Source organism: Pseudomonas sp. B21-032 (genome assembly GCF_024748965.1).
Lineage (GTDB): Bacteria > Pseudomonadota > Gammaproteobacteria > Pseudomonadales > Pseudomonadaceae > Aquipseudomonas.
In genome coordinates this window covers 163157-179988 of record NZ_CP087180.1, presented here as the reverse complement: position 1 = coordinate 179988, position 16832 = coordinate 163157, and the positions used below count along the sequence as shown (strand labels likewise).

Below are 16832 nucleotides of genomic sequence, written 5' to 3'. Positions count from 1 at the left end.
GATGTTTTTCGAACTGGGCTTTGGCGCCTTGCTGGCGCTGCTGGCGGTGTTGCTGCTGTCGGCCTTTCGCATCCTGCGTGAATACGAGCGCGGGGTAGTGTTCCAGCTCGGGCGCTTCTGGCGGGTCAAAGGGCCGGGGCTGGTGCTGTTGATTCCGGGGATCCAGCAGATGGTCCGGGTCGACCTGCGCACCGTGGTGCTGGATGTGCCGCCACAGGATGTCATCACCCGCGACAACGTCTCGGTCAAGGTCAACGCGGTGCTGTACTTTCGCGTGCTCGACCCGCAGAAGGCGATCATCCAGGTCGAGGACTTTCTCATGGCCACCAGCCAACTGGCGCAGACTACCTTGCGCGCGGTGCTGGGCAAGCATGAGCTGGACGAACTGCTGGCCGAGCGCGAACGGCTGAACCTGGACATCCGCCAGGTGCTGGATGCGCAAACCGATGCCTGGGGCATCAAGGTGGCCAACGTCGAGATCAAGCATGTCGATCTCAACGAGTCGATGATCCGCGCCATTGCCCGCCAGGCCGAGGCTGAACGTGAGCGGCGGGCCAAGGTGATCCATGCCGAAGGTGAACTGCAAGCCTCGGAGAAACTGATGCAAGCGGCAGAAATGCTCGGCCGCCAATCGGGGGCGATGCAGCTGCGCTACATGCAGACCCTGGGCAGCATTGCTGGCGACAAGTCGTCGACGATTGTCTTTCCGTTGCCGATAGAGATGCTTAAAGGGCTTGTGGATAAGTGAGACTCATCGCGAGCTACCAGCCACCACCCAACGCCAGGAACAAGCCGATCTGCCCCATCGCCACCTGGGTATTGGCCGCCGCCAGTTGCGCGCGCATCTCGGTGTAAGTACGGGTCGCCTGCAGGTCCGCCAGGAACGACTCACGCCCGGCCTGGTAAAACCTATGGGTCTGGTCTGCCGCCAGTTGCGCCGAACGCTCGGCATCGGCCAAGGCATCGCGGCGCTCCAGCAAGGCGCTGTATTGCGCCAGGCTGGTCTGGGTTTCGCGAATGGCGTTGAGCACCACCCCGTCAAAATGCGCCAGCGCCGCCTGGGTCGAAGCTTGCGCCTCACGGATGCGCGCCCGCGAACCGTTGGTCGGTACATTCCAGGTCAGCAGCGGGCCGAAGCCCCAGCGGTTGGTCGCAGGTTTGCCGAGGTTGTCCAGGATACCGATGGTGCCCACCTGGGCACCGATGCTGATGTCCGGATACAACTGCCCGGTGGCTACGCCGATAGTCGCCGTGGCCGCGGCCAGGCTGCGTTCGGCCTGGCGGACATCCGGACGGCGCTTGAGCAGCGCGGCGCCATCGCCCACTGGCAGCACCTGGGAGATATGCGGCAGCTCGGCGCAATCGCCGGTTCCGGCCGGCAACTGGTTGAGCGGCTTGGCCAGCAGCATCGACAAGGTGTACAGGCCCGCTTCACGCGCAGCCTGGTAACGCGGCAGCTCGGCGCGCAAGGATTTGAACTGGGTTTGCGAGCGGGTCACCTGGGTTTCGTCACCACGCCCGGCATCGCGCAGGCGTTGGGTCAGGGTCACGCTCTGCTGCTGCAGGTCCAGGGACTCATGGGCGATATGGTATTCCTCGTTGGCCGCGCAGACCTGGGTGTAGGCACGTACCACGTCGGCCACCAGGGTGATGCGTGCGGTATCAGCGGCGGCCTGGGTCGCGTCGGCATTGGCCTGGGCGGCCTCGACGCCACGCTTGAGGGTGCCCCACAGGTCGAACTGGTAAGACGCGCTGATGATCGCCTCGCCGATGTTGGCCACCGGCACTTTCTCTGGTTGCAAAAAGGCTTCGCCGGACTCCTGCAAACGCTGGGCACCCAGCTTCACACCGCCGTTCAAGCCACCCTGGGCTTCGGCCTCTTCGACCTGGGCGCGGGCCTTGGCGATGTTCGCCGCCGCCACACGCAGTTCGCTGTTGGCGGCCAGGGCCTGGCGCACCAGCTCATTGAGGCGTTCGTCCTGATACAGGTGCCACCAGTCTTTCGGCACGGGCGCCGAGACCACGCTGCTGGCGTCCTGGCGCAGTTGGCCCTGCAAGTCGGCGCGCTGGATCGCGGCATCCTTGGGCACGTTGTAGTCCGGCCCGACCATCTGGCAGGCCGACAGCAGCAGGCTCAAGCCGAGCAGTGACAGCCGTTTCATTGGCCCTTGTCCTCAAGGATCGACACCGTCGCCGTACGCCCGGCGATCATGCGAAAGTCTGCCGGCACCTCATCGAAGGCAATCCGAACCGGGATCCGCTGGGCCAGGCGCACCCAGCTGAACGCCGGGTTGACGTTGGGCAGCAGGTTGGCGCCGCTGCTGCGGTCGCGGTCCTCGATACCGGCGGCAATGCTCTGCACCCGCCCGCTCAGGCGGGTGTTGTCGCCGAGTACGCGGATATCCACAGCCTGGCCGATGTGAATGCCGGCCAGCTTGGTTTCTTCGAAGTAGCCATCGACGTGGTAGGAGTCGCTGTCGACCACCGACAGCACCGGCCGCCCGGCGCTGACGAATTCGTGGGCACGCGGCGCGCGGTCGTTGAGGTAGCCATCAACCGGGCTGCGCACCACTGAACGGTCGAGGTTCAACTGCGCAGCATCCACCGCCACCTGGGCTTCGGCCAGGGCCGATTCGGCGCGGGCCTGGCGCGACTGGCTCTCTTCCAGTTGCTCGGCGGCCACCAGGTTACCCAGGCCACGATTACGCCGGGCTTCGCGCTGGGCCTGGGCCAGGGTTTCCTTGCGCTCGGCCAGGGTCGCCTGGGCCTGGCGCAGGGCCAGGTGGAAGCGGTCCTGGTCGATGGTGAACAGCACGTCGCCACGCTTGACCACCTGGTTGTCGCGTACCTCGACCTGCTGGATCAAACCGGAAACATCCGGGGCGATCTGGATCACGTCGGCGCGGATGTGCCCGTCCCGGGTCCAGGGGGCGAACATGTAGTACATGACCATCTGCCAGACCAACACGGTCGCCAGCGTCACTACCAGCAGGGTCAGGACCACGCGGCCCAGGGTCAACAAGGGTTTTTTCATGGCAGCATCAGGTTTCGGCAAAAGTGATCGACCGTGCCGAGCAGCACGGCGTAAAGCGCAACGTTGAACAGCGCCCGGTGCCAGACCAGGCGGTAGAAATGCACGCGGTTGAGCAGCGCGTGCACACCGAGAAACAGCAAATAGGTGACGACCATCATCACCAGCAGCGTGGGCAGGAACACCCCGCTGATATCCAGATCTCCGATCACAGCGGCGCTCCATCGATGCCATAGGGCAGTTGTTGCTGATCGTCGGATGGCTCAAGCACCACCTCGACCCCCGGCAACAGCGCCAGGCGCAGGCCGCTCAAGGCGTGCAACAGGTGCACCCGGGCCTCGGCGCTGTCGGCCAGGTCGTTGAGGTTGAGGGCGCGACGGGCGCGCTCCATGCTCTGCAACAGCACCTCGGGCGCGTGCAGCCGACGGCGCGCGTCCAGGCAGGCCTGAAAGTGTTCGCCCACCTCTTCCACCACCCGCTCCAGCAACTGGCGCGGCTGCGCGCCGACCCGTGGCATATAGGCCAGCAGGTCGAGCAGGTTCAGGCCCACGCGCAGGTCTCGCAGGGCGGTGCCGGTGTCCTGGCCGGTCTGGGTCAGGCGCGGCAGTTGCTGCATCAGCCGGTCGAGCATCTGCACGCCCAGGTGCCGGTGCTCGGCCAGGGTCGCCGGCTGGGTCATGCCGACGATGTCGTGCCAGCTGAAACGGGTCAGGCGCTTGGCCGCAAGCTCAACGCCGAACGGGCGCACCACCAGGGTCCAGACGAAGGCGAACAGCAAGCCCACCGGCCCGGCCAGGTTGGCGTTGATGAAGGTCAGGAAGTTGGCGTCGTAGGCGCCCTGGATGCTGATGAACGAGGCGGTGTTGACGATAGTCAGCAAGGTGCCCAGGTAGAAGCGCGGCTGCACGGTCAGGGTGCCGACGCAGATGCACGGTATGGCGAAGGCCAGCACCAGCATAGGAAAGTCATGCAGGTTGGGCAGCACCAGAAACAGGTAAAGGCTGGCAAACAGCACCGACAGCGAAGTCCAGAAGAAGAACCGGTAGATCTGCGGCGCCGGGTCGTCCATGGCGGCAAAGAAGCTGCAGGCCACGGCGGCGAGAATCACCGCGCTGCCGCCGTCGCCCCAGCCGAGCAAAATCCACAGGGTGGTGGCAACGATGATCGCGCTGACGGTGGAGAACACCGAGTAGAGCATCAGCCCCCGGTCGAAGAACGGCGTCAGCCGGCCCAGGCGCCAGTGCCGATACACCGCGCGCCAGGGCGAGAGGTCTTCGTTGCGGATGGCGTGCTGCAGGCTGCAACAGTCTTGCCACAGGTCGGCCCATTCAGCCAGGCGATAGAGCGCGTTGGACAGCAGCAGCGAGGCGCGCTCATCAAGGGCGGCGGCGCTCGGTTGCATATCTTCGATGTGCGCACGCAACGCCGACCAGCGTGCCGGCGATGGATCCTGCGCGGTGCCCTGCAGCCAGGCGCGGGCTTCGCTCAGCAATGGCTGCAGCTGTTCGCTCTGGGCCGGGGCACGGCCTTCGAGGGCGAGCAAGGCGTCGTCGAGGGCATCGATCACCGGCAGCAGGTGGATCATCCGCCCACGTAGCTCGCGGGCATTCTTCACCGTTTGCGGCCGTGCGCCTTCATGGGACAACTGGCCGATCATCAGCTCCAGCGAGTTGAAGGTGGTGACCATCGAGGCACGCAAGCCGCCGACTTTATCGGCAGTCGCCTCGCGGGCCAGGAAGGTATCGCTGTAGCGGATCGCCTCGTTGAACCAGTTGCCAGTGGCGCCAACCAGCACCGGGGTCAGGCGCCGTGGCCAGAAGATCGCTCCGACCACTGCCGCACAGACGATGCCCAGGCAGATTTCCTGGGCCCGCGACGAGGCAATGTCGAACACTGCCAGCGGGTCGTCGACCACCGGCAGGGCGATCATCGGCAGGGTGTAGCCGGCCAGCATCAGCGCATAGCTGTTGGCGGTGCGCAGGTGCAGCGAGAGGAACAGCAAGGTGCCGGTCCACAGCGCCACGGCGACGGTCAAAAGCACTGGCGTCTGCACCAGCAGCGGCACCAGGAACACCGCCCCGGCAGCGCCGAGCAAGGTGCCCATGGCGCGATACAGGGCCTTGGAACTGGTGGGCCCGACGAACGGGCTGGAGACGATATACACCGTAGCCATGGCCCAGTAAGGCCGGGGCAGTTGCATGAGCAAGGCGATGTACAGGGCGATCATCGACGCGGCGAAGGTGCGCACCCCGTAGAACCAGTCGCGCGCCGGCGGCATCGAGCTGAAAAAACCGTTCACGTCGGCACGCCCGGGGTGCGCTGGGCAGCGTCTTCGAAGGCGCGCAGCACGCGCAGGGTGGCCAGCAGGTCGGCTTCGTCGATGCCCTGCAGCACTTCGCGGCGCAGGCGCACCAGCTCGCCTTCGATGGCTTCGGCCAATACCCGACCGCTGGCGGTCAGGCTCAGGGCCTTGGCCCGGCGATCGACCGGATCTTCCGTACGGCAGACAAAGCCTGCATTGCACAGCTGGTCGAGCAGGCGCACCAGCGACGGGCTTTCGAGCCCCGCCGCCTGGGCTACGGCGACCTGGTGCACGCCATCACCCAGGCGCACGATCATCAGCAAAGGGACCGCGCAGGCTTCGGAAATGCCGTAGCCAGCCAGGGTCGCCTGGCAGATGCGCCGCCAGTGCCGGCCGGCCACCACCATGCCGCTGCTGATGTTGAGTTGCAGTGCGTCGAGGGTCATGAAGGGAGGTTCGTGGCTATATTCATAGTTTGCTAACTATCAATATTCTTCGATCACCGCCCCTGCCGTCAATAGTGGCTGACAAACGTCATGTTCAAGGTTGCAGTTGATCGTCCAGCTTCATGTTCAGCGCCAGCTTGCTGCCCAGGCTGATCGCCTGCTCGCGCCAGAACAGGTAACGCAGGGCGTTGTTGACCTCGCTGAAATGCACCGCCAGCTCTTCGGCAGCCTGCATCACTCCGGCCACGGCGGCCAGTTCCAGCCAGTACACGGCGGCCTTGCTGTCGACGTTGACCGTCAGCCCATGCAGCAGGCGATAGCCGACCTCGAAGCGGCAGCGTGCGTCACCGCGCTGGGCGCCGCGCAGGAACCAGCGGTAGGCCTGCTGCAGGTCGACCTGCCAGTCCTGGCTGTCGCTGTCACAGATTTCTTCTTCGTAGAGATCACCCAGCGCCGCGGCGGCGTGTTCCAGGCCACGCTCGAACGCCTGCTGGTAGTACTCTGCCGCACTGGCATAGGCGACCTCCACTCCCTTGCCGAAGTAATGCTGCTGGCCGAGGTTGAACCAGGCTGCGGCACTGCCCTGCAGGGCCGCCATACGCAGCAGGTGCCCGGCCAGGGTCGGGTCGGCGCGCCAGTACTTGCCATTGAGCCAGATCCAGCCCAGGTCGTTGAGCGCGCCGACGTTGCCTTCCAGGGCCTGGGCGCGCAGGTCGTCGTACACCGCCTGCAGGTCGCTGGCTTCGTCCAGGCGGCTGATCAGGGCGAAACTCTCGCCCAGCACTGCCCGCTGGCTGGGCATGCCGACCCCGGCGTACAACCGCTGCAGGCGGCCAGGGCGGCCGGGCGCAGGGATGATCCGCTCGGGCAACAGGCGCTCAAGCAGTGGGTAGATGTTGCTTGCAGCTGACATGTTCGTCCTCATTGAACTACCCACAGATCCAACAGCGGGAGTGATGAGGCGTGATTCTGCGCACGGCCACGACAAAACCTGTCGCGAACGATTCAGTTAGGGCACTCAACTGCTTCATCCTTGATCTGGATACATAAATGGCTAATTGCCATATCACTACGCTGGCGCCATGCTACAACCGCAAGCCTAGACAAGGACGCCACCTTTTGCCCTCCGCCACGACACGCGCCACCCTCAGCCGCCAATGGGAGTTGCTGCGCCAGTTGCCCAGCCGCTCACCGGGCATTACCAGTGCCGAGCTGGTTGGCCGCCTGCAGGACGCAGGATTCACCATCAGCAAGCGCAGCATCGAACGCGATCTCAACGAGCTGTCGCTGATTTTTCCGCTGGAGCGCAACGACAAGAGCATCCCGTACGGCTGGCACTGGGCAGCCAACGCCTGCATTGAATTGCGCGGTACCAGTGTCAGTGAGGCGCTGAGCCTGGCGCTGGTGGAAGAGGCGGTACGCCCGCTGTTGCCGGGGAGCATGCTCAAGGTGTTGGACCCGCGCTTCAGCCATGCCCGGCAGAAGCTCGAACACCTGTCGGGAGCGAACAAGGTGGCGCGCTGGCTGGACAAAGTCGCCAGCGTACGCCCGGACATGAACATGCAGGCCCCGGAAGTGCCCGACAGTATCCTCGAGACCGTGCAGCATGCGCTGCTTGAGGAATACCAGCTGCACTGCCAGTACTACTCGGCGCACAACGACAAGCTCAGCGAACTGACCCTCAACCCGCTGGCGTTGATTCAGCGCGGCCAGGTCAGCTACCTGATTGCCACCGCTGCGCCCTATACCGACATACGCCAGTTCGCCGTGCATCGCTTTCGCAAACTGCGCATTCTCGACAGCCCCACCGAAGGCCTGCGCGCCTTCGACCTGCAAGCGTACCTGCGCAGCGACGCCCTGCAGTTCGGCGATACCGACAAGATCGAACTGCAGGCCTGGATCAGCGACAACCTCGCCCGCCTGGTGCGCGAGACGCCGCTGTCGGCCGATATGCACCTGACCCCGCTGGACGCCGGGCACCGCCTCAAAGCTACCGTCAGCAACAGCTGGCAGCTGCGCTGGTGGCTACTGAGCCAGGGTGACGGGCTGATCGTCGAGCAGCCCCTGAGCCTGCGCCAGCAAATTGCCGAAACCCTCAACAATGCCGCGGCGCAGTACCAAAGCGCCTGAGCCGCTCAGCGCTGCATGCCCCAGCGACGCAGGGTGATGCGCTCCAGGGTGTTGAACACCAGGCTCTCGACCAGCAAGCCGATCAAGATCACCACCGCAAGGCCAGCGAACACCTTGTCGGTGTACAGCTCGTTGCGGTTCTGGAAGATGTACCAGCCCAGCCCGCCCTTGCCGCTGGTGGCGCCGAACACCAGCTCGGCGGCGATCAGCGTGCGCCAGGCAAAGGCCCAGCCAATCTTCAGCCCCGAGAGGATCGACGGCAGCGCCGCCGGAATCAGGATATGCACGACCAGGCGCAAGCCGCGCAGGCCATAGTTGCGCCCGGCCATGCGCAGGGTTTCACTGACGCCAAGAAAGCCGGCGTAGGTATTCAGCGCCAGGGCCCAGAGCACCGAGTGCACCAGCACAAAGATCAGGCTGTTGTCGCCCAGGCCGAACCACAGCAGCGCCAAGGGCAGCAAGGCAATCGCCGGCAAGGGGTTGAACATCGAGGTCAGGGTGCTGAGCAGGTCGCGGCCGAACTGGGTCGACACCGCCAGGCTGGTCAGGCCAAAAGCCAGAACGATGCCCAGCAGGTAACCCTTGAGCAGCACCACCAGCGACACCCCAACCTTGGCCAGCAACTCGCCGCTGAGCAGGCCGTCGTACAGGGCCGCGGCGGTTTGTAAAAAGCTCGGCAGCAGCAGGTCGTTGCCCTGATAGCGGGCGATGGCTTCCCAGGCCAGAGCCAGCAGAATCAGGATCAGGCCCTTGCGCAACCAGCCCTGTCGCCAGAGGCGCTGGCCGAGCGGCAGTTCACGTTCTACGGGGACACTGAGCAGCGGTTCGAGGACGACTTCATATTCCTGACGCGGCGTAACAGTCGTGGTCATGGCAAAACTCCCGGTCAGTAGGCAATGCGAATGTCGGCGAAACCCAACGCCGGGTCGTGTTCGACCTGGGCATCATCGTCGAACAGCAAGCGGTGGATACGCCGCGCCGAGGCCTGGAAATCACTGGCGCCAAGGCTTTGCAGGTTGTACTGGTGGCTGTGGATTTCAGCGCGTACCCGGCCCGGATGGGGCGACAGCAAGAGGATGCGGTTGCCGACCACCAGCGCCTCTTCGATCGAATGGGTAACGAACAACAGGGTGAAGCGCACCTCTTCCCAGAGCAGCAGCAACTCTTCCTGCATCTTGCGCCGGGTCAGGGCGTCGAGGGCGGCGAAGGGTTCGTCCATCAGCAGGATCTTCGGCTGCATGGCCAGCGCCCGGGCAATCGCCACGCGGGCTTTCATGCCGCCCGACAGGGTATGCGGATAGGCATCAGCGAAACCCGCCAGACCGACCTTTTCCAGGTAGTGCAAGGCGCGCTGCTCAGCCTCCTTGCGCTTGAGCGTGCCCGAGGCGAGCAACGGGAACATCACGTTGTGCTTGACGGTTTTCCACGGCGGCAGCTGATCGAATTCCTGGAACACCACGATGCGGTCCGGGCCCGGGCCCTGCACGGCCTGGCCCTGCAGGCGGATCTGCCCTTCCCGGGGCTCGATGAAGCCGGCCACCGCCTTGAGCAGGGTCGACTTGCCGCAGCCCGAAGGCCCGAGCAGGACAAAGCGGTCGGCTTTGTCCACTTCGAAACTGACCTGGTGGGTAGCCCGCACCACGCGCTGCGCGGTGCGGTATTCGAGGCTTAGGTTATCCACCTGCAGCAGCGGCGGCGTGGCGACGCTGCTCAGCTTGCTGACCGTGTGGCCTGGCAATGGGGTGTTCATCCGGTCAGCTCCCTTGCAGCGGTTTCTCGTCCTGGAAGAAGTAGTCTTTCCAGGATTCGGGTTTGTGCTTGATCGCGCCCACGCGGTAGAGGAATTCGGCCAGCGGGTAGGTGTTTTTCGGCGTCACGCTGAACTCGTACTGCGGGTTGTCGATGATCTTCAGCAATGCCTCGCGGTCGATCTTGGCCTTGGTCACGCGAATGTAGGTGTCGGCAGCGGCGGCCTTGTCGTTCTGGGCAAACTCGGCGGCTTCAGCCAGGGCATCAACAAAGGCTTTGTAGGTCTTGGGGTTGTCGTTGCGGAATTTTTCGGTGGCGAACAGCACGGTCGGCGAGTTCGGGCCGAGCAGGTCGTAGGTGTTGAGCACCACGTGCACGTCCTTGTTGGCCAGCACCTGGTCCTGGAACGGCGGGTTGGAGAAGTGCGCGTTGAGCTCGGTGCCGCCGGCCAGCAAGGCCGCAGTGGCATCCGGATGGGGGACGGCCAGGGTGTATTTGTCGAGGCGGTTGTATTCCTTGTCGCCCCACTGCTTGGCGGCGGCGTACTGCAAAAAGCGCGACTGCACCGAGACACCCACCGCCGGCAGGGCGATGCGGTCTTTCTCGCTGAAGTCGGCGATGGTCTTGACCTTCGGGTTGCTGCTCACCAGGTAATAAGGGAAGTTGCCCAGCGAAGCCACGGCCTTGACGTTCTGGCGGCCCTGGGTGCGGTCCCAGATGGTCAGCAGCGGGCCGACGCCGGCACCGGCGATGTCCACCGAGCCTGAGAGCAAGGCGTCGTTGATCGCAGCGCCGCCCGACAATTGCGTCCAGTCGACCTTGATGTCGATGCCCTGCGCCTTGCCGTGTTTTTCGATCAGGTTCTGATCGCGCACCACGTTGAGCAGCAAGTAAACGATGCCGAACTGCTCGGCAATGCGGATTTCACCTTCGGCCTGGGCCGTGGCCGGCGCCACCAGGCTGCCGGCGAGCAGGCTGGCACCCAGGCCGATACTGGCCGCCAGGCGGCTGATTGATTTGCGCATGCTGTACTCCTCGAAAGATCAAAACGGGGCATCGCCCTGGATGGTGGTGCGGTACAGCTTGCGGCGCAGGTGTGCAGGGCAGCCGCTGGCCAGGTGGATCAACGAGCGGTTGTCCCAGAACACCAGGTCATGGGGCTGCCATTGGTGGCGGTAGATGTTCTGCTCGAGCACGCTGTGGGCGTAGAGCTCGGTCAGGATCTGCCGGCTTTCATCGTCGGGCAGGTCAACGATGCGGGTGGTGAAGCCTTCGCTGACAAACAGCGCCTTGCGGCCGTTTTCCGGGTGGGTGCGCACCACCGGGTGAATCACTTCCTGCACCTGCGCCAGTTGCTCGGCAGTCAGGGTCGGGCGCCAGTTGCCTTCGAACTTGGTCTCGCTGTAGCGAGCGGTATAGGAATGCGCGGCGCTGCGGCCTTCAACGGCTTTGCGCAGGGCCTCGGGCAGGCCGTCCCAGGCTTTGTGCATGTCGGCGAACAGGGTGTCGCCGCCTTCGCTGGGCAGCTCCTGGGCGTGCAGCATCGAGCCCAGGCTTGGCAGTTCCTTGTATGACAGGTCCGAGTGCCAGAACTTGCCGGCGTCGCCCAGGCCAATGTTCTGCCCGTTCTCGACGATGTTGGAGACGATGAGGATTTGCGGGTGGCCGCTGAGCAGGAACTGCTTGAGCACGTGGATCTGCAGCTCACCAAAACGGCGGCTGAAGGCGATCTGTTGTTCGGGGCTGATGCGCTGGTCGCGAAACACCAGCACGTGGTGGTCGAGATGAGCCCGGTGGATCCGGGTGAAATCTTCGCCGCTGACGGGCTTGCTCAGGTCCAGGCCGATGATCTCGGCGCCGACGGCACCGCTAAACGGCAGGATTTCGAAGGCTTGCTGCTGTGCGCTGTCGATGGACGACAAGGCGTTAGAGGCCGCTGACATGATTCACTCCCACGCAGAGCGCGCCCAAAGGTGCGCGCATCGATCAGAAACTCACGGTGTTCCGTGTTGGTTCGGTCGTGCGGCGCGCCGATTGGTCGGCAGGTACGCAGGGGAGTGACTATAAAGTCATAAGAGGAAGAATTTAAATATCTTTAGTGCATAAGCATATGGTGAGGTTGCGGGCCTCTTCGCGGGGCAAGCCCGCTCCTACACAACCCTGTAGGAGCGGGCTTGCCCCGCGATGCTGTCAACGCTCGCGCAGCGCTTCGGCCCGGGCGCGGATGATCGGCTTGAGCAGGTAGCTCAGCACGCTCTTCTTGCCGGTGATGATGTCCACCGAAGCGACCATCCCCGGGATGATCAACAGCGGCTTCTCGTCGGTGCCCAGGTGGCTGCGCTCGGTGCGCAGCTTGATCACGTAGAAGGTGTTCTTGTCTTCGTCGGTGATGGTATCGGCGCCGATCTGTTCGAGCTTGGCCTTGAGGCCGCCGTAGATGGTGAAGTCATAGGCGGTGAACTTGACCATCGCCTCCTGCCCCGGGTGCAGGAAGGCGATGTCTTGCGGGCGGATGCGCGCTTCGACCAGCAGGGTATCGTCCAGCGGGACGATTTCGACCAGGTCGCTGCCCGGCTGGATTACACCGCCAACGGTGTTGACCAGCAGCTGCTTGACGATACCGCGCACCGGCGAGGTCACCAGGGTCCGGTTGACCCGGTCGTCCAGGGCCTTGCCGGTGGCCTGGGCCTTGCTCAGGTCGGTGCGCGCCTCGTTAAGCTGGGTCAGGGCTTCGCTGCGGAACTTGCCGCGGGTCTCGTCGATCTTGCGCTCGACTTCCTTGATCGCCGATTCGGCCCGCGGGATCGCCAGCGAGGTGGCATCCAGCTGGCCGCGGTTTTCAACCTCGGCACGCTTGAGGCGCAGCACTTCAACCTGGGAGATTGCGCCCTGGGCCACCAGCGGCTCGGACATGCTGATCTCCTGGCGCAGCAGCTGCAGGCTGTTGCGGTACTGGCCCTGCTTGGAACTGAACTCGCGCAGCTCTTGCTGGCGCTGTACCAGTTGCTCCTGCAGGCCGCCGATTTCGTCTTGCAGTTGCTGGCGACGGCTCTGGTACAGGGATTCTTCGTTGGCGGCCTGGCTTGGCGCAGCCTTGCGGATTTCTTCGTCGATCTTCAGCGGCCGGTCTTCAACCTCGGCGCTCAGGCGCTCGACGCGCAGGGCCATGGCCAGGCGATCAGCCTCAGTCTCGCCGACGTTGGAGACAAAACGGGTGTCGTCCAGCCGCAGCAAGGGGTCGCCGACTTCGACGATCTCGCCTTCTTTGGCGTAGATCTGCGCGACGATGCCGCCTTCCAGGTTCTGGATCTTCTGCAGTTTCGACGACGGAATCGCCTTGCCTTCGCCACGGGTAACTTCGTCGATAATGGCGAAGTTGGCCCAGAGCCCGAGGAACAGGAAGAATCCGATTACCCCCAGATGGTCAGGCGCACGATGCGCGGCGCATCTTCGATCAGCGCCTTGTTGACCTCGGGCAGCGGCTGGCCGCTGAGCGATTCGGAACCTTTGAAATACCTGCGCAGGCTGTCCTTGATCTGGCCCATATCCATCTTAAGCAACACTGATCTGCCCCTTCTTCAGCGCATCCATGACGGCGGCTTTCGGGCCATCCGCGACTATCTGCCCGCGATCGACAACGATCAGGCGGTCGACCAGTGACAACAGCGAAGCCCGGTGCGTCACCAGGACCACGGTCTTGTTCTCGATGACAGCTTGCAGGCGTTGCTTGAGGCGTTCTTCACCGGTGTTGTCCATGGCGCTGGTCGGTTCGTCGAGCAGCAGGATCTGCGGGTTGAGCAACAAGGCGCGGCCGAGGGCGACGTTCTGCCGCTGGCCACCGGAAAGATTCTGGCCACGCTCGCCGACCTGCAGCTCGTAACCTTGCGGGTGCAGCCGGGCGAATTCGTGAACCCCGGACAGCTCGGCCGCCTGCAGGACCATTTCGTCCTCGACATAGCGCGCACCGCTGACCAGGTTGTCGCGCAGGGTACCGGCCAGCAGCTGGATGTCCTGGGGCACGTAGCCGATGTTGTGGCGCAGCTCGCTGACGTCGATCTGGCGGATGTCGACGCCATCGACCAGCAACGAGCCGGCATCGGCTTCATAGAGGCCGACGATGAGTTTGGCCAGCGAGCTCTTGCCCGAGCCGCTGCGACCGATGATGCCGATTTTCTCGCCGGGGCGGATCGACACATTGACGCCCTTGAGCGCCAGGTTCTGCTGGTTGGGATAAGTGAAATCGACGCCGCGAAACTCGATGGCGCCCTGCAGTACCTGGCGGCTCAGCGGGCGCTCTTCGAAGTTGCGCTCTTGCGGCAGCTCCATCATCTGGTCGGTGGAGACCATGGTCACCTTGGCTTGCTGGTAACGGGTCAGCAAACCGGAAAGCTGGCCCAGTGGGCCGAGGGCCCGGCCACTGAGCATGTAGCAAGCGATCAGGCCGCCCATGCTCAGATTGCCGGCCATGATCTGGTAGACGCCAGCACAAATCAGCGCCACGCCGGCCAGTTGCTGGATCAGCAGGGTAATGTTCATCGCCAGGCCCGAGAGCACCTTGACCCGCAGCTCGAGGCGGCTGAGGGTGCCGATGGTCTGCTCCCACATGTACTGGCGTTCGCTTTCGGCGTTGTTGACCTTGACCGCATCGAGCCCGGCGAGGGTTTCGATCAGGCTCGACTGGCGCTCGGAGGCCAGGGCCATGGTCCGCTCCAGAGTCGCCACCAGCGGCTTTTGCAGGGCGTAGCCGATACCCAGGGCCAGCGGGAAGGCGATGATCGGAATCCACACCAGGTGCCCGCCGATGATGGCGATCACCATCAGGATCAACAGGGTGAACGGCAGGTCGATGAGGCTGGTCAGGGTCAGCGAGGCAAGAAAATCGCGCAGGCCCTGGAATTCATGAATGTTCTGGGCAAAGCTGCCGACCCGTGCCGGCCGGTACTTCATGGCCATGCCGACGATGCGTTCGAACAGCGTCGCCGAGATGATCAGGTCGGTCTTCTTCCCGGCCAGGTCCAGGCACAAACTGCGCAGGCCCTTGAGAATCAGGTCGAAGATGTAGGCACCGGAAATCCCCAGGGCCAGGACCCACAGGGTCGAGGTGGCCTGGTTGGGCACCACGCGGTCGTAGACGTTCATCACGAACAGCGGCGCGGCCAGGGCGATCAGGTTGATCACCAGGCTTGCGGCGATGGCGTCGATGTACAGCCAGCGGCTGCGCTTGAGGGTGTCCCGGAACCACGAACGCGCACGCGGAATCAGGTTGCCGTGGTTGACGTCGAACTTGTGCTGCGGCTGGGCGAAGAACACCCGGCCACTGTAGTCGCTCAGCAACGCTTCGCGGCTGACGTGCACCTCGCCGCCGTCGCTCTCGCTGAGCAACAGGCGCGCGGTGTCGTCATTCTCCCAACCCAGCAACACCGTGCTGCGACCGTCCTTGAGCAAGAGCATCGCCGGCATGGCGATGCTTGGGATCTGCTCCAGCTTGCGTTGCAGCAAGCGCCCCTGCAGGCCGGCACGGGCCGCCGCACGCGGCAGCAGCTCCGGGCTCAGGCGCTGGGCCGGCAACGGCAGGCCGGTGGTCAGCATGGCCCGGCTGGCGGGCTTCTGGTGCAGCACGCAGAGAGACAGCAGGCTGTCCAGCAACGGATCGTCGTGCTGACTGCGTGGATCATGGCTGAGCTGGACTCGACTGACTTCTGATTCCACGCGGGCTCTCTTAACGGTTGCGGTTGGCTATAACAGTGGACCTCAGTTCATGCCTGGCAGGTTCACTTTCGGTTTAAGGTCGTTCTGCACCACGGAGGCCATCGGTGCGACAACACCCTGGCTCTTGAGCAGTTGACCAATGGTCGCTTTGATTCGGTACTGAGTAAACACTTGGCTGTTCTTCACTTCAGCCAGACGGCGCTGGGCAGTGAAGAGTTCATTCTCGCTGTCGAGCAAGTCTAGCAAGGTACGTTCGCCGAGGCTGAACTGCTTCTGGTAGGCGCTGCGCACACTGTTGCTGTGATCGACGTATTGCTGGGCGATCGGCAATTGCGCATTGGCGTTGTCCATAGCATTCCATGCCAGGCCGAGCTCCTCGTTGAGCTGGCGCAAGGCATTGTTGCGAATGTCCAGCGCCTGGTTGGTCAGGTACGACTTGGATTCCAGGTCGGCCTTGTTGCTGCCCCCGGCATACAAGTTGAAACTCATACGCAGCATAGCCTGCCATTCGTTGTTGTGGCCGTTCATGCCATCCAGGTCGTTATCGGCCGTCCGTCCGAGTTCTGCATCGAAACGCGGATAGAAAGTAGACTTTGCAGCCTCGTATTGCTTCTCCGCCGCGGCGATATCGGACTCTGCCGAGCGCAGGATCGGGCTGCTCTCGACCATCTGCTGACGGGCTTCGTCGAGGTTGGCCGGCAACAGGTCGACAAACGGCGCAGGGCTGCTTAACTCGTCCGGCAGCTGACCGACCACGCTCAGGTAGTTGGTCTTGGCATCGGCCAGGTTGGTCTGCTCGGTGATCAGATTATTGCGGGCCTGGGCCAGACGCGCTTCAGCCTGGTCAAGGTCGGCCAGGCGACCGACACCGCGGGCGGTACGCAGCTTGATCTGGTCATAGATGCGTTCGTGGCTGCGCAGGTTGTCTTCTGCCAGGCGGACCATCTCGCGACGGGTCAGGACGTCCTGGTAAACCTGGGCAACGGTCAGCCCGGTGCGCTCGGAGGCGCCCAGCAGCGAGTAGGCGCGGGAGTTGACGGTGGCTTGCTGACGGCCAACTTCACTCGAGGTGGCAAAACCGTCGAAGACCATCTGCCGCAGGCGCACGCTCGACTCACCACGGTTGAGGGTTTCCCAGCGGTTGCCGGTGCTCGGGCTGTCGGTACCTTCACGGCCATAACCGGCGAGCACATCAACACGTGGCAGGTAACCACCCTTGGCGGCGCGCAGTTGGTAATCGGCAGCGATTCGGCTGTTAACCCCGGCCTGGATTTCCGGGTGTACCTCGAGGGCTTTCTGCATGGCCTCTGGCAGGCTCTGTGCTTGAACGAAACTGGTGGCGAGGACGAAAGGAAGAGCAGTGAACAGTGACGCGCGCATTTAACTTTTTTCCCAGGGACGTCTTGTCCCAAATCACAGCAGAAATCGTTGCTGCATTAGAAAATGGCAACCGGAATGACCTTAT

The 16832-nt window shown here is 63.8% G+C and carries 14 protein-coding genes and 1 pseudogene; 2 read left to right on the top strand and 13 right to left on the bottom strand.

Annotated features, from left to right (window positions below; all coding sequences use genetic code 11):
• The first annotated feature begins 1 nt into the window (after position 1).
• Positions 2-748, top strand: a complete 747-nt coding sequence (locus LOY54_RS00760; RefSeq protein ID WP_038997749.1) for a slipin family protein — start codon at positions 2-4, stop codon at positions 746-748.
• A gap of 13 nt (positions 749-761) precedes the next feature.
• On the opposite strand, the gene LOY54_RS00755 is transcribed toward LOY54_RS00760, so the two are convergent.
• The 6 genes from LOY54_RS00755 to LOY54_RS00730 form a co-directional block, all read right to left on the bottom strand.
• Positions 762-2162: an efflux transporter outer membrane subunit gene (locus LOY54_RS00755; RefSeq protein WP_258608792.1), complete on the bottom strand. Its 1401-nt coding sequence runs from the start codon at positions 2160-2162 to the stop codon at positions 762-764.
• Positions 2159-3034, bottom strand: coding sequence for an HlyD family secretion protein (locus tag LOY54_RS00750; RefSeq protein WP_093377456.1), 876 nt, complete (start codon positions 3032-3034; stop codon positions 2159-2161). The genes LOY54_RS00755 and LOY54_RS00750 overlap by 4 nt, the downstream gene beginning before the upstream one ends.
• Positions 3031-3243: a DUF1656 domain-containing protein gene (locus tag LOY54_RS00745; protein WP_045201729.1), complete on the bottom strand. Its 213-nt coding sequence runs from the start codon at positions 3241-3243 to the stop codon at positions 3031-3033. The genes LOY54_RS00750 and LOY54_RS00745 overlap by 4 nt, the downstream gene beginning before the upstream one ends.
• The gene (locus LOY54_RS00740; RefSeq protein ID WP_258608791.1) at positions 3240-5330 is read right to left on the bottom strand and encodes an FUSC family protein; all 2091 of its coding nucleotides are present in this window, start codon (positions 5328-5330) and stop codon (positions 3240-3242) included. The genes LOY54_RS00745 and LOY54_RS00740 overlap by 4 nt, the downstream gene beginning before the upstream one ends.
• A complete protein-coding gene (locus tag LOY54_RS00735) occupies positions 5327-5779 on the bottom strand; it encodes a MarR family winged helix-turn-helix transcriptional regulator (RefSeq protein ID WP_045201724.1) in 453 nt (150 codons plus the stop codon). Before LOY54_RS00735 ends, LOY54_RS00740 begins: the two co-directional genes overlap by 4 nt.
• A gap of 94 nt (positions 5780-5873) precedes the next feature.
• The gene (locus tag LOY54_RS00730; RefSeq protein WP_045201722.1) at positions 5874-6692 is read right to left on the bottom strand and encodes a tetratricopeptide repeat protein; all 819 of its coding nucleotides are present in this window, start codon (positions 6690-6692) and stop codon (positions 5874-5876) included.
• A gap of 206 nt (positions 6693-6898) precedes the next feature.
• Between LOY54_RS00730 and LOY54_RS00725 the strand changes: the two genes are divergently transcribed.
• Positions 6899-7909: a YafY family protein gene (locus LOY54_RS00725; protein ID WP_258608789.1), complete on the top strand. Its 1011-nt coding sequence runs from the start codon at positions 6899-6901 to the stop codon at positions 7907-7909.
• Positions 7910-7914: 5 nt separating this feature from the next.
• Here LOY54_RS00725 and LOY54_RS00720 read toward each other — a convergent pair whose 3' ends face one another.
• The 7 genes and pseudogenes from LOY54_RS00720 to LOY54_RS00690 form a co-directional block, all read right to left on the bottom strand.
• Positions 7915-8781 carry an ABC transporter permease gene (locus LOY54_RS00720; protein WP_258608788.1) on the bottom strand — a complete coding sequence of 289 codons (867 nt, stop codon included), beginning with the start codon at positions 8779-8781 and terminating at the stop codon, positions 7915-7917.
• Between the two features lie 14 nt (positions 8782-8795).
• Positions 8796-9659: an ABC transporter ATP-binding protein gene (locus LOY54_RS00715; RefSeq protein ID WP_258595770.1), complete on the bottom strand. Its 864-nt coding sequence runs from the start codon at positions 9657-9659 to the stop codon at positions 8796-8798.
• A gap of 4 nt (positions 9660-9663) precedes the next feature.
• The gene (locus LOY54_RS00710; RefSeq protein WP_093377476.1) at positions 9664-10683 is read right to left on the bottom strand and encodes an ABC transporter substrate-binding protein; all 1020 of its coding nucleotides are present in this window, start codon (positions 10681-10683) and stop codon (positions 9664-9666) included.
• Between the two features lie 18 nt (positions 10684-10701).
• The gene (locus LOY54_RS00705) at positions 10702-11601 is read right to left on the bottom strand and encodes a TauD/TfdA family dioxygenase (RefSeq protein WP_258608786.1); all 900 of its coding nucleotides are present in this window, start codon (positions 11599-11601) and stop codon (positions 10702-10704) included.
• A 247-nt stretch (positions 11602-11848) separates the two neighbouring features.
• Positions 11849-13209, bottom strand: a pseudogene (locus LOY54_RS00700) (HlyD family type I secretion periplasmic adaptor subunit).
• 1 nt (position 13210) lies between these two features.
• On the bottom strand, positions 13211-15367 hold the full coding sequence (locus LOY54_RS00695; protein WP_258608784.1) for a type I secretion system permease/ATPase: 2157 nt from the start codon (positions 15365-15367) through the stop codon (positions 13211-13213).
• A gap of 42 nt (positions 15368-15409) precedes the next feature.
• Complete coding sequence (locus LOY54_RS00690) at positions 15410-16747, bottom strand: TolC family outer membrane protein (protein ID WP_258608782.1); 1338 nt, start codon at positions 16745-16747, stop codon at positions 15410-15412.
• Positions 16748-16832: the final 85 nt, after the last annotated feature.

Excerpts from the sequence above, each read along its gene's own strand:
- LOY54_RS00705 (WP_258608786.1), bottom strand. The coding sequence starts at position 11,601 with ATGTCAGCGGCCTCTAACGCCTTGTCGTCCATCGACAGCGCACAGCAG.
- LOY54_RS00715 (WP_258595770.1), bottom strand. The coding sequence starts at position 9,659 with ATGAACACCCCATTGCCAGGCCACACGGTCAGCAAGCTGAGCAGCGTC.
- LOY54_RS00755 (WP_258608792.1), bottom strand. The coding sequence starts at position 2,162 with ATGAAACGGCTGTCACTGCTCGGCTTGAGCCTGCTGCTGTCGGCCTGC.
- LOY54_RS00760 (WP_038997749.1), top strand. The coding sequence starts at position 2 with ATGTTTTTCGAACTGGGCTTTGGCGCCTTGCTGGCGCTGCTGGCGGTG.
- LOY54_RS00720 (WP_258608788.1), bottom strand. The coding sequence starts at position 8,781 with ATGACCACGACTGTTACGCCGCGTCAGGAATATGAAGTCGTCCTCGAA.
- LOY54_RS00710 (WP_093377476.1), bottom strand. The coding sequence starts at position 10,683 with ATGCGCAAATCAATCAGCCGCCTGGCGGCCAGTATCGGCCTGGGTGCC.
- LOY54_RS00735 (WP_045201724.1), bottom strand. The coding sequence starts at position 5,779 with ATGACCCTCGACGCACTGCAACTCAACATCAGCAGCGGCATGGTGGTG.
- LOY54_RS00690 (WP_258608782.1), bottom strand. The coding sequence starts at position 16,747 with ATGCGCGCGTCACTGTTCACTGCTCTTCCTTTCGTCCTCGCCACCAGT.
- LOY54_RS00730 (WP_045201722.1), bottom strand. The coding sequence starts at position 6,692 with ATGTCAGCTGCAAGCAACATCTACCCACTGCTTGAGCGCCTGTTGCCC.
- LOY54_RS00750 (WP_093377456.1), bottom strand. The coding sequence starts at position 3,034 with ATGAAAAAACCCTTGTTGACCCTGGGCCGCGTGGTCCTGACCCTGCTG.